Annotated in this window: 12 protein-coding genes; 8 read left to right on the forward strand and 4 right to left on the reverse strand. The window is 69.3% G+C overall.

The genetic code is table 11. The features are described from left to right. Window positions 1-19 precede the first annotated feature (19 nt). From AB0C62_RS30965 to AB0C62_RS30975, 3 genes are all read left to right on the forward strand, one after another. Entirely contained in the window at window positions 20-2,323 is a 2,304-nt protein-coding gene (locus AB0C62_RS30965; RefSeq protein WP_362978766.1) for a glycosyltransferase, read from the forward strand. Beyond that, entirely contained in the window at window positions 2,320-3,447 is a 1,128-nt protein-coding gene (locus AB0C62_RS30970; RefSeq protein WP_362978768.1) for an acyltransferase, read from the forward strand. Before AB0C62_RS30965 ends, AB0C62_RS30970 begins: the two co-directional genes overlap by 4 nt. A 160-nt stretch (window positions 3,448-3,607) precedes the next feature. After that, the gene (locus AB0C62_RS30975) at window positions 3,608-4,303 is read left to right on the forward strand and encodes a demethylmenaquinone methyltransferase (RefSeq protein WP_362978770.1); all 696 of its coding nucleotides are present in this window, start codon (window positions 3,608-3,610) and stop codon (window positions 4,301-4,303) included. Window positions 4,304-4,349: 46 nt separating this feature from the next. Here the strand turns inward: AB0C62_RS30975 and AB0C62_RS30980 are convergent, their stop codons facing one another. Next, window positions 4,350-4,682, reverse strand: coding sequence for a PASTA domain-containing protein (locus AB0C62_RS30980; RefSeq protein WP_362978772.1), 333 nt, complete (start codon window positions 4,680-4,682; stop codon window positions 4,350-4,352). A gap of 106 nt (window positions 4,683-4,788) precedes the next feature. Then, window positions 4,789-5,295 (reverse strand): GNAT family N-acetyltransferase, encoded by a 507-nt coding sequence (locus AB0C62_RS30985; protein WP_362978774.1) that lies wholly within the window; start codon window positions 5,293-5,295, stop codon window positions 4,789-4,791. A gap of 97 nt (window positions 5,296-5,392) precedes the next feature. Here AB0C62_RS30985 and AB0C62_RS30990 point away from each other — a divergent pair, with 97 nt between their 5' ends. Next, window positions 5,393-6,694, forward strand: coding sequence for a geranylgeranyl reductase family protein (locus tag AB0C62_RS30990; RefSeq protein ID WP_362978776.1), 1,302 nt, complete (start codon window positions 5,393-5,395; stop codon window positions 6,692-6,694). Between the two features lie 133 nt (window positions 6,695-6,827). Here the strand turns inward: AB0C62_RS30990 and def are convergent, their stop codons facing one another. Beyond that, window positions 6,828-7,463 carry a peptide deformylase gene (def, locus tag AB0C62_RS30995; protein WP_362978778.1) on the reverse strand — a complete coding sequence of 212 codons (636 nt, stop codon included), beginning with the start codon at window positions 7,461-7,463 and terminating at the stop codon, window positions 6,828-6,830. Window positions 7,464-7,747: 284 nt separating this feature from the next. Next, window positions 7,748-8,587, reverse strand: a complete 840-nt coding sequence (locus AB0C62_RS31000; RefSeq protein ID WP_362978780.1) for a C40 family peptidase — start codon at window positions 8,585-8,587, stop codon at window positions 7,748-7,750. A 711-nt stretch (window positions 8,588-9,298) separates the two neighbouring features. Between AB0C62_RS31000 and AB0C62_RS31005 the strand changes: the two genes are divergently transcribed. Genes AB0C62_RS31005 through AB0C62_RS31020 form a run of 4 tightly spaced genes read left to right on the forward strand, consistent with a single transcriptional unit; the run spans window position 9,299 to window position 12,301 of the window. After that, window positions 9,299-9,658, forward strand: a complete 360-nt coding sequence (locus AB0C62_RS31005) for an NADH-quinone oxidoreductase subunit A (RefSeq protein ID WP_007383963.1) — start codon at window positions 9,299-9,301, stop codon at window positions 9,656-9,658. 14 nt (window positions 9,659-9,672) lie between these two features. Then, window positions 9,673-10,227 carry an NADH-quinone oxidoreductase subunit B gene (locus tag AB0C62_RS31010; RefSeq protein ID WP_010041554.1) on the forward strand — a complete coding sequence of 185 codons (555 nt, stop codon included), beginning with the start codon at window positions 9,673-9,675 and terminating at the stop codon, window positions 10,225-10,227. After that, window positions 10,224-10,964 carry an NADH-quinone oxidoreductase subunit C gene (locus AB0C62_RS31015; RefSeq protein WP_362978782.1) on the forward strand — a complete coding sequence of 247 codons (741 nt, stop codon included), beginning with the start codon at window positions 10,224-10,226 and terminating at the stop codon, window positions 10,962-10,964. The genes AB0C62_RS31010 and AB0C62_RS31015 overlap by 4 nt, the downstream gene beginning before the upstream one ends. After that, window positions 10,961-12,301, forward strand: coding sequence for an NADH-quinone oxidoreductase subunit D (locus AB0C62_RS31020; RefSeq protein ID WP_362978784.1), 1,341 nt, complete (start codon window positions 10,961-10,963; stop codon window positions 12,299-12,301). The genes AB0C62_RS31015 and AB0C62_RS31020 overlap by 4 nt, the downstream gene beginning before the upstream one ends. Window positions 12,302-12,304: the final 3 nt, after the last annotated feature.

Raw genomic sequence — 12,304 nt, forward strand, 5'->3', positions numbered from 1 at the left:
CGGGCACGCACCCACCTTCATGACCACGACGACGCCCGCACGCGGCCGTCGGCGCGCCCCCTCCAGGATGGAGCGGGCCGCCGGACGGGCCGCGGCGTTCCAGAAACCACGAGTCATCCTCGCCCTGCTGCTCCTGCTGGCACTCACCAGCGTGATGCTGCTCGACGGCTATCTGCGCTCCGAGATCGGCAACGACGCCCGGGTCCGCGACGGCGCCGCCTACGACAAGGTCCCCGGCGACATCCTCGACGGCGGCCCCATCCTCACCTTCGACCACGGCACCGCGAAGACCCGCTCCGTGCCGGACAGGACGATCGTGCTCACCTTCGACGACGGACCGACCGCGACCTGGACGCCCCAGGTCCTCAAGGTCCTGGAGGAGAACGACGTCGACGCCACCTTCTTCATGGTCGGCTCGATGATCTCCCGCTACCCGAGCGTGGTGAAGTCGCTGGTGCAGCAGGGCAACGAGGTCGGCATCCACACCTTCACCCACGTCGACCTCTCGTATCAGAGCGCTACCCGACTGCAACGGGAGCTGAAGCAGACGCAGTTGGCCCTCGCGGGCGCAGCCGGCGTCACCACCACGCTGTTCCGCGCCCCGTACTCCTCGGAGATCGACGCCGTCGACAACTACAGCTGGCCCGTCTACCAGGAGATCGGCAACCTCGGCTACACCAGCGTCTTCGTCGACACCGACAGCGACGACTGGAAGAAGCCGGGCGTCTCGAAGATCGTCCGGTGGGCGACACCGAAGAAGAACAAGGGCGCCATCGTGCTGATGCACGACGCGGGCGGCGACCGGTCGCAGACGATCACCGCGCTCGGCACGTACATCAAGAAGATGAAGGCGAAGGGCTACACCTTCACCACCGTCAGCGGCGCCCAGGCCATGCTGGACCGGAACCAGACCGCCGTGGGTCGACAGTCCGGCTCGGTGGGTGCGGGTGTGGGTGCGGGTGCGGGTGCGGGTGCGGGGGCCGGGGGCGACGGCGCCGCGCAGGCCGCCCAGCACCAGGCCGTCGGCGCGACCCTCTACGAGGGCAGGGCGCTCGTCTACGCCGTCGCGGTCGCCGAGTGGGTGGTGCCCGCGCTGTCCTGGGTCCTCCTCGTCGTCGGCGTCGCCGTCATGGGCCGCTTCGGGATGATGCTGGTCCTCGCCCGCCGCCACCACCGGCAGCGCAACCGCAGACGCGGCAAGGGCGCCAGAGGCGGCGGCAGGTTCAGCTGGGGGCCCACGGTCACCCGGCCGGTGAGCGTGATCGTGCCCGCGTACAACGAGAAGGAGTGCATCGCCAACACCCTGAGATCACTGGCGAAGAGCACCCATCCGATCGAGATCATCGTGGTCGACGACGGCTCCGACGACAACACGTCCGAGATCGCCGAGTCGCTCGGCATGCCCAACGTCCGGGTCGTCCGGCAGGAGAACGCGGGCAAGCCGGCCGCGCTCAACAACGGTGTCCGCAACGCCCGTTACGACATCGTCGTGATGATGGACGGGGACACCGTCTTCGAACCGGACGCCGTGCACCAGCTCGTGCAGCCCTTCGCCGACCCGGAGATCGGGGCCGTCGCGGGCAACGCCAAGGTCGGCAACCGCACCACCCTGATCGGCGCGTGGCAGCACATCGAGTACGTGATGGGCTTCAACCTCGACCGCAGGATGTACGACCTGCTCCGCTGCATGCCCACCATCCCGGGCGCGATCGGCGCGTTCCGCCGCGACGCGGTCCTCGGCGTCGGCGGGATGAGCGAGGACACCCTCGCCGAGGACACCGACATCACGATCGCCATGCACCGCGCGGGCTGGCGGGTCGTCTACCAGGAGCACGCCAGGGCCTGGACGGAGGCGCCCGGCTCGCTCAGGCAGCTGTGGTCGCAGCGCTACCGCTGGAGCTACGGCACCATGCAGGCGCTGTGGAAGCACCGCAAGTCCCTCACCGACAAGGGGCCTTCGGGGCGCTTCGGCCGCGTGGGCATGCCTCTGGTCGTCCTCTTCCAGATCGTCACGCCGGTCTTCGCGCCGCTCATCGACGTGTTCACCGTCTACTCGATGATCTTCGTGGACTTCCGTGCCGCGCTCCTCGCCTGGCTGGCCGTCCTCGCCGTCCAACTCGTCTGCGCTGCCTACGCGTTCCGTCTCGACCGGGAGAAGTACCGCTACCTCGCGATGCTCCCGCTCCAGCAGCTCGCCTACCGCCAGATGATGTACCTGGTCCTGATCCACTCCTGCGTCACGGCTCTGACCGGCGGACGGCTGCGCTGGCAGAAGCTCAAGCGCACGGGCGAGGTCGGCACCCCGGCGGGAGCGGGCCGATGAGCTGGGAACACCAGCCGGTGACGACCGCGGAACCCGACCCAGGAACCCGGCCGAGGGGCGGTCATCGCGCCGGGCGAAGGCGGGCGCTCCCGGCCGCACGGGACCGCTACTTCGACTCCCTGCGCGCGGTCGCCCTGGTGCGCGTCGTCGCCTACCACACGTTCGGCTGGGCCTGGGCGGGCCTGGTCTTCCCCTCCATGGGGGTCATGTTCGGTCTGGCCGGCACGCTCATGGCGAAGTCGCTGGAGCGGCCCGCGCCCCAGGTCGTGAGGAGCCGGCTGCGCAGACTGCTGCCCCCGTTCTGGTTCTGGGGCGCCTTCGTGGTCCTGGCGATGCTCGTCCACGGCTGGATGCCGGGCTGGGAGATCGTCTACTGGATCGTGCCGCTCGGTGATCCGCCGGGCAACGCGTGGGGCGAGCAGGCCTGGGAGATCCTCTGGTACCTGCGGACGTACCTGTGGTTCGTCCTGCTGTCCCCGCTGCTGCTGCGCGTCTTCCGGCTCGCCCCGGTCCCCGTGCTCGTCCTGTCCCTCGGCCCGATCCTGGTCCTGAACTTCCTCCGGGACGCGCCGGACAACCGGTTCGGCAGCGCCCTGTGGGACCTGGCGACGTACCTCTTCTGCTGGCTGCTCGGCTTCGCGCATCGCGACGGCGTCCTCCAACGGATGCGGCCGGCCGCGGTGCTCGGGGCATCGCTGGCGGCCCTCGCGTACGGCGGCTGGTTCGCCTTCGCGCACCGGGCGGAGTACGGCACCTACGACCTCGACGAGATCCCCCTCGCCCAGGCCTTCTGGTCGGCGGGTTTCGTGACCCTGCTCCTGTACGCCAAGGCCTTCTTCGACGTCGACTTCGGGTGGCTGACGCGGTTCCGCCGGCTCGGCCGCGCGGTGACGATCTTCAACGGGCGCGCGGTGACGATCTACCTCTGGCACGAGATCGCCCTGATCCTGGCCGTCCCCCTGATCGACCAGTTCTGGAAGGTCCCCGCCTTCGAGGCGTGGCTGCCGCTGGAGAGCCAGTGGTTCCTGTTCGCTGTCGGCTGGGTCCTGATCTGGATCGCGATCTTCCTGTTCGGCTGGGTCGAGGACGTGGCGGCGCGGAAGAGACCGCGGCTGCTGCCGTGACGGGCGCCAGGCTCCGGGTTCCCGGGGGTGGCCGCGGGAGCGCCAGGACCGGGGCGCCCCGGAGCCCGGTGTCGCGGTCGCCGTTCCCGAAGGGGTGCGGGTGAGGGACGTACGGCCGGGCGCCGCCGAGTCGTCCGGCCCGTACTGCCACAATGGGACGGTGACCCGCGCATCCCTGGACAAGCAGCCGCACGAAGTCGCCTCGATGTTCGACGACGTGGCGGAACGGTACGACCTGACGAACGACCTGCTGTCGCTCGGGCAGGACCGGGTGTGGCGCAAGGAGGTCGCCAAGGCGGTCGACGCGCGCCCCGCGCAGAAGATCCTGGACCTGGCGGCGGGCACGGCGACCTCGTCCCTCCCCTTCGCCCGCAGCGGCGCGTACGTCGTTCCCTGCGACTTCTCGCTCGGCATGCTCCGTGTGGGCAAGCGCAACCACCCCTGGCTGCCGCTGACCGCCGGTGACGCCACGAAGCTGCCGTTCAAGGACGACACCTTCGACGCCGTCACGATCTCCTTCGGACTGCGCAACGTCCAGGACACCGACACCGCCCTCAGCGAGCTGTACCGCGTGACCAAGCCGGGCGGACGCGTCGTGATCTGCGAGTTCTCGCACCCCACCTGGGCGCCGTTCCGCACGGCCTACACCGAGTACCTGATGCGCGCGCTGCCCCCGGTCGCCCGCGCGGTCTCCTCGAACCCCGAGGCGTACGTCTATCTCGCCGAGTCCATCCGCGCCTGGCCGACCCAGCCGGAACTGGCCGAGCGGCTGCGCAAGGCGGGCTGGTCGAAGACGGCCTGGCGCAACCTCTCCGGCGGCATCGTGGCGCTCCACCGCGGCTTCAAGCAGGACTGAGCGACCGGGGCCGCCCTTCCCGAGGGCGGTCCTGCCCGCACTCCCGCTAGCTGAGGACCTCGAACGGGTCCCCGGGGCGGTCGAGTTCGCGCCGCATCCCGCCCGACGGCGGACGCGGCGGCCTCGGCTCGCGCACCCCCGCGCCGCCCTCCGCGTCCCCGAGGTCGAACCACACGGTGACGACCGCCCCGCGCGGAACCTCCGCACCGGGCTGCGGAAACTGCCGTACGACGTAGTCGACGACCGTCGAAGGGAAGTCGGGCCGGTCGGGCGCGGCGAGCAGCACACCGCGCGCCTCGGCCGTCTCCCGCGCGTCCACGGCCATCAGACCCACCAGCCGCGGCACGCGCACTTCGGGTGTTCCGGGTGTCCTACGCACAGACGTCACCCCCAGCGGTACCGGCAGGGTATGCCTCGCCCGTGCGCTTCCGGAAGGAGCGGGAGAGCGTGGGAAGGCCCCTCGGCGGCGCCCTGGAGGGCCGTCGTCACAGCACCAGCCGGTAGCGGTGGCCCTCCGTCTTCGAGGCCGGGACGGTGAACCGCTCCGCCAGCTCCATGCCGAGCCGTCTCGTCACCGCGATGGAACGGGCGTTGCGCGCGTTGACCATCGCGACCACGTCCTTGACGCCCGCCGAGCGGACCCGCTCCAGGGTGGTCAACGCCGCCGCCGTGACGTACCCCTTGCCCCAGTGCGCCCGCCCGAGCCGCCAGCCGATCTCGATCTGCCCGGCCGGCCCCCACGCGTACGGCCACGGCTGGGCGCCGGTGAAGCCCAGCACCTCGCCCTCCGCGTCGACCATCGTCCACAGACAGAACCCGTGCTCAGCGTCGTGCCGCCGCTGCCGGGCCGTGAGTTCCTCGTACACGGACAGCTCGGCCGGGCGGCCTCCGTGGAACTCCATGACGTCCGGGTCGGCGAAGACCCGGTGCCACGCGTGGGCGTCCTCGTCGGTGGGGACCCGCAGTCGTACGTCGGGGAGAGCTCGGTTCACGGGGCAGCCCTTCAGCCGGTGATCGGTACCGCTGCATAGACTGCCCATGTCCAGTGCCCGTCGGCACGTTGATTTCGAGCCTTGGGGAGACCCCGCCGTGACCGAGCCCCAACCCCTCTCCGAAAACACCGCCGACGTCATCGTCGTCGGGGCCGGGCCAGCCGGTTCCACCACCGCCTACTACCTGGCGAAGGCGGGCCTCGACGTCCTGCTCCTGGAGAAGACCGCCTTCCCGCGCGAGAAGGTCTGCGGCGACGGACTGACCCCGCGCGCCACCAAGCAGCTCGTGTCGATGGGCATCGACATCTCCGAGGAGGCCGGCTGGCTCCGCAACAAGGGGCTGCGCATCATCGGCGGCGGCGTCCGGCTCCAGCTGGACTGGCCGGATCTCGCCTCCTTCCCCGACTACGGACTCGTCCGCAAGCGGGACGACTTCGACGAGCAGCTGGCGCGGCAGGCGCAGAAGGCGGGCGCGCGGCTGCACGAGCGCTGCAACGTCGGTGCCCCGATCGTCGACGACCGCACCGGCCGTATCACCGGCGTGCACGCGAAGCTCGGCGACGCGGACTCCAAGGAGAAGCGGGAGGTGACCTTCCACGCCCCGCTGGTGGTCGCCGCCGACGGCAACTCCACCCGCCTCTCCCTGGCGATGGGCCTGCACCGCCGGGAGGACCGCCCGATGGGCGTCGCGGTGCGTACGTACTTCACCTCGCCGCGTCACGAGGACGACTACCTGGAGTCCTGGCTGGAGCTGTGGGACCGCCGGGGTGCCGAGGACCGGCTGCTGCCCGGCTACGGCTGGATCTTCGGTATGGGCGACGGCACGTCGAACGTGGGTCTCGGCGTCCTCAACACCTCCGACTCCTTCAAGGAGCTGGACTGGCGCGAGGTCCTCAAGGCCTGGTGCGCCTCGATGCCGGAGGACTGGGGCTACACCCCGGAGAACATGACCGGCCCGATCCGCGGCGCCGCCCTGCCGATGGCCTTCAACCGCCAGCCGCACTACACCAAGGGCCTGTTGCTGGTCGGCGACGCCGGCGGCCTGGTGAACCCGTTCAACGGCGAGGGCATCGCCTACGCCATGGAGTCCGGCCAGATCGCCGCCGACGTGATCGTGCAGGCCCACGCGCGCGCCACCCCGGGCCAGCGTGAACTCGCCCTCCAGCGCTACCCGCGCGTCCTCAAGGACACCTACGGCGGCTATTACACGCTCGGCCGCGCCTTCGTGAAGCTCATCGGCAACCCGAAGGTCATGAAGATCGCGGCCCAGCGCGGTCTGACCCACCCGATGCTGATGAAGTTCACGCTGAAGATGCTCGCGAACCTCACCGACCCCACGGGCGGCGACGCGGCTGACCGCATCATCAACGGCCTCTCGAAGGTGGCCCCGAAGGCCTGACCCGGGACCGACCCGACAGACCTGACACACCTGCCACACCGGACAGACACAGCGAGCGGCGGCCCGATCGAACGGGCCGCCGCTCGCCGTCGTCACCCCCGGCTGCCCGGCTGCCCGGCTGCCCGGCTGCCCGTCAGCCCCGGCTGCTCGTCAGCTCGGACTCCTTGGCGGCGCGGCGGGCCAGGACCTCGTCGCGTCGCTCGGCCACCTGTCGCAGAGCGTCCTTCCGCTCGCGCCGGGCGAGGCGGTCCAGATAGACGCGGCCGTCGACATGGTCGCTCTCATGCGCGAGGCACCGCGCGAAGTACCCCGTCCCCTCGATGAGGAGGGCGTTCCCGTCCTTGTCGACGCCTCGTACGACGGCACGGTCGGGCCGTGGCACGTCCACGACGGCCCCTGGCACGGACAGACACCCCTCACCCTCGTCCAGCAACCGCCGGCCGGACGGCGCGAGGTGTTCCAGGACGGGGTTGGCGATGTGGCCGACGTGCCGGTTCCCGTCGTCGTCCGGGCAGTCGTAGACGAAGAGGCGCAGGTCGACACCGACCTGGTTCGCTGCCAGGCCGGCGCCGTCGGCGACGTACATGGTCAGGAACATGTCGTCGATGAGCGCGGCGAGATCGGGACCGAACTCGGTCACGTCCCGGCACGGCCGGTGCAGGACCTCCTCACCGACCTCGGTGATGCGCCGGACCGCGCCTCGGCGGGCCTCCGGCGTGAGCGGGGGGTACGAGCCGACGGGATTTCCCTGGACGAACACACGGGGCATCGCTGTCTCCTTCGGGTGCGCGGACACCGCGGCCGACGGCGGTCCGCCGACTCCCCGGCGCCGGAGCCCACTGTCCCGCAGACCCGGAACGCACCGCGCCCGAACGGGGTGAAGCGACCGAAGTGCCCGATGTGCCCCACGTACTGAAGCGACTGAAGCGACTGAAGCGACCGAAGCGACCGAACATCCGACAGGGTCGACGCGTTCGAAGCGACGGAGGTGCCCGGACAACCCGAAGGACCGCCTCCCGTCAGGGAAGCGGTCCGCCGAAGGTCACCCGTGGGTCAGAGCACGCGCACCGCGCCCGTCGCCGGGTAGCCCGAGAGGTCCTGGATCACGACGCCCTTGGAGGGGTTGGCCGCGTCGAGGTACTGCCCGCCACCGATGTACACACCGACGTGGTACGCCGAGCCGGCCGAACCCCAGTACAGGATGTCGCCGACCTGGACATCGGACAGCGAAACCGGCGTACCGGACGTCGACTGGGATTCCGAGACGCGCGGCAGGTCGACGCCGACCTGCTTGAACGCCGCCTGCACCAGACCCGAGCAGTCCCACGCGTTGGGTCCGGTGCCGCCCATGACGTACGCGTCGCCGACCTGAGCCTTCAGGAAGGCGACGACGGTCGCGACACTGCCGCTGGCCGGGGCGGAGACGTTCGTCGAGGTGGACGAACCGGCGGAAGCGGACAGAACGGTGCGCTCCGAGGAACGCGAGACCGCCTGGGCCGCCGCGGCCTTCCGTGCGGCCTCGGCCTTCTTCTTGGCCTCCGCCTTCTTCTTGGCGTCGGCCAGGTCGGCCTTGGCCTGCTTGGCGGCCTTGGCGGCGGCCGCGTCGCGCTCCGCCTGGAGCTCGTAGTTGGCCGCGGTCTGCTGGGTGGCGTCCGCGGACTGCGCGACCTGCGTGGCCAGGTCGGCCGTCAGGGTCGGCAGTTCGAGCGTCTGCGTGACGGGCTCGGCAGCGTTCGCCGAACCAGCCGCCCCGGCGACGGCCAGGGTGCTGAGAACGCCACCGGCAACTCCGGCGCGCATCGCGAGCGACGACGCGTTGCGACGGGGCTTCCGGTGGCTTCGTATGTGAGCGGTGTGGGACATGGGTACAAGCGGTACCAGGGGCTCCTCCATACCTTCAAGAAACGTGTGGTGCGCCACAGTTGTTCAATCGACGGCCGAATTCAACGCGCGTCACTCTTTATTGACGCCGTAACGGGCATTGCGGACACCGTCCACCAAGCCCGTGATCATGGCCTTTCAGTAATACGTCCGAATTGCCCGCGACCTACCACCGGTTGAGGCCGATGGCCAAGCCCGGTTTATCTGACTCACAGGTAGATGTGGCGCAGGTCACGGAACGGTCTCCGGGCCGGTCGCGTCCCGCGCGAGCGGCGGGCTTCCCTCCGCTCGTGAATGCGTGCACGCGTCCACACCCGTCCCCTCCGCTCCCCTGAAGTGTGAACGCCGTCCTCTATCAAGGCCGTCCGTCCAGCACCAATTTGCATGCAGAGGAAGTCTCTTGATATGGAGACGCCGCCCCGGACCTGCGGTGACGAGCGGAAATGTCACCTCTGGTGATCGACCGGACGCTTCGCGTGTGAAGATCACCGCTCATCCGACTTCATGATCGTTCGTCAGGTGGTGGAGATCACAAAGCTTGTGCAATACCCCGTGTCGCAGATCACAGACCGCCGGGCATAAGATGCGAGGCAGTTGGGCTTGTGACCTGCTTCACATGTCCGCGATCTTCGCCGGGACGGGTGGAGTTCGCGGCGCTGACGAGGCAGGGGTTCAAGCCCTGGAACCGCCACCAGTCAGTGCCGACTGAGAGGAGCGAGGAGCGTGAACGCGTATGCGCCGATCCTCGTACTGGGAGCCCTCGGGGCAGGCTTTGCGATCTTCTCCGTGGTCATGGCCACGCTGATCGGTCCGAAGCGGTACAACCGCGCGAAGCTCGAAGCCTACGAGTGCGGCATCGAGCCGACCCCCACGCCGGCCGGCGGCGGGCGCTTTCCCATCAAGTACTACCTGACGGCGATGCTCTTCATCGTCTTCGACATCGAGATCGTCTTCCTCTACCCCTGGGCCGTCACCTTCGACGCCCTGGGTGTTTTCGGGCTCGTGGAGATGCTGCTCTTCGTGCTCACCGTCTTCGTGGCGTACGCGTACGTATGGCGGCGCGGCGGCCTGGAATGGGACTGAGGGGCCTTTAAGACATGGGACTCGAAGAAAAGCTGCCGAGCGGATTCCTGCTGACCACGGTCGAGCAGGCCGCGGGCTGGGTGCGCAAGTCGTCCGTTTTCCCCGCGACATTCGGACTCGCCTGCTGTGCCATCGAGATGATGACGACCGGCGCCGGGCGATACGACCTGGCGCGCTTCGGTATGGAGGTCTTCCGCGGGTCGCCCCGCCAGGCCGACCTGATGATCGTGGCCGGCCGGGTCAGCCAGAAGATGGCGCCGGTGCTGCGGCAGGTCTATGACCAGATGCCCAACCCCAAGTGGGTTATTTCCATGGGGGTTTGTGCTTCATCAGGCGGAATGTTCAACAACTACGCCATTGTGCAGGGCGTCGACCACATCGTCCCGGTCGACATCTATTTGCCCGGATGCCCGCCGCGGCCCGAGATGCTGATGGACGCGATTCTCAAGCTCCACCAGAAGATCCAGACCTCCAAGCTCGGCGTCAACGCCGAGGAGGCGGCCCGCGAGGCGGAGGAAGCGGCGCTCAAGGCGCTCCCCACCATCGAGATGAAGGGCCTGCTGCGGTGAGCGACGCGAACGGCAACGGGGTCAACCCCGAAAAGGACCTCAGCGCCTCCAACCTCCCCGGCCAGCGAGGCGACCAGGGCGAGGAGATCCGCGTCCAGCGCGGCATGTTCGGCGCCAACAACGGCGGCGACACCTCCGGTTACGGCGGCCTGGTCCGCTCGATCCGGCTCCCCGGCTCGGCCAACCGCCCCTACGGCGGCTGGTTCGACGAGGTGGCCGACGAGCTGGAGGGCGCCTTGGAGGAGCAGGGGCTCGTCCCCGAGAACGTCATCGACAAGACCGTCGTCGATCGCGACGAGATCACCTTCCACATCGAACGCGAGCACCTGGTCCGCGTCGCGCAGACCCTGCGCGACGACCCGGCGCTCCGCTTCGAGCTGTGCACCGGCGTCTCCGGGGTCCACTACCCGCACGACAAGGGCCGCGAGCTGCACGCCGTCTACCACCTGCGCTCGATCACCCACAACCGGCTGATCCGCCTGGAGGTCAGCGCCCCCGACGCGGACCCGCACGTCCCCTCACTCGTCGCCGTCTACCCGACGAACGACTGGCACGAGCGCGAGACGTACGACTTCTTCGGGCTGATCTTCGACGGCCACCCTGCGCTGACGCGGATCATGATGCCGGACGACTGGCAGGGCTTCCCGCAGCGCAAGGACTACCCCCTCGGCGGCATCCCCGTCGAGTACAAGGGCGCCCAGATCCCGGCTCCGGACCAGCGGAGGTCGTACTCATGAGCACGCAGACCCCTTCAGGGGCATCAGCCGCTTCGGCCCGCGAGACGACCGAGGGCACCGTATATACGGTCACCGGCGGCGACTGGGACGAGATCGCCCAGGCCGCGGCCAAGTCGGACGACGAGCGCATCATCGTCAACATGGGCCCGCAGCACCCGTCCACCCACGGCGTGCTCCGGCTCATCCTGGAGATCGACGGCGAGACGGTCACCGAGGCCCGCTGCGGCATCGGCTACCTCCACACCGGCATCGAGAAGAACCTCGAGTTCCGCACGTGGACCCAGGGCACCACGTTCGTGACGCGCATGGACTACCTGACGCCGTTCTTCAACGAGACGGCCTACTGTCTCGGCGTCGAGAAGCTCCTCGGGATCACCGACCAGATCCCCGACCGCGCCTCGATCATCCGCGTGCTCCTCATGGAGCTGAACCGGCTCTCCTCCCACCTGGTGTGCATCGCCACCGGCGGCATGGAGCTGGGCGCCACGACGATCATGATCTACGGCTTCCGTGATCGTGAACTCATTCTCGACATCTACGAGCTGATCACCGGCCTGCGGATGAACCACGCGTACATCCGCCCCGGCGGACTCGCCCAGGACCTGCCGCCGGGCGCGGTGGACCAGATCCGCGAGTTCGTGAAGAAGATGAAGAAGAACCTTCCCGAGTACGACAAGCTCGCCACCGGGAACCCCATCTTCAAGGCCCGTATGCAGGATGTCGGCTACCTCGACCTGGCCGGCTGCATGGCCCTCGGTGCCACCGGCCCGGTCCTGCGCTCGGCGGGCCTGCCGCACGACCTTCGCAAGTCCCAGCCCTACTGCGGCTACGAGACCTACGACTTCGAGGTCCCGACCGCCGACACCTGCGACTCCTACGGGCGCTTCCTGATCCGCCTGGAGGAGATGCGCCAGTCGCTGCTGATCGTCGAGCAGTGCCTGGACCGGCTGCAGCCCGGCCCGGTCATGGTCGCCGACAAGAAGGTCGCCTGGCCCGCCCAGCTCGCGCTCGGCCCCGACGGTCTCGGCAACTCGCTCGACCACATCAAGAAGATCATGGGCACCTCCATGGAGGCCCTGATCCACCACTTCAAGCTGGTGACCGAGGGCTTCCGCGTGCCGCCGGGACAGACGTACGTGGCGGTCGAGTCGCCCAAGGGCGAGCTCGGGGTGCACGTCGCGTCCGACGGAGGCACCCGCCCCTACCGGGTCCACTTCCGGGACCCGTCCTTCACCAATCTGCAGGCCATGGCGGCGATGTGCGAGGGCGGCCAGGTCGCCGACGTCATCGTCGCCGTCGCGTCCATCGACCCCGTGATGGGAGGCGTCGACCGGTGACCA

Source organism: Streptomyces sp. NPDC048643 (genome assembly GCF_040650615.1).
Lineage (GTDB): Bacteria > Actinomycetota > Actinomycetes > Streptomycetales > Streptomycetaceae > Streptomyces.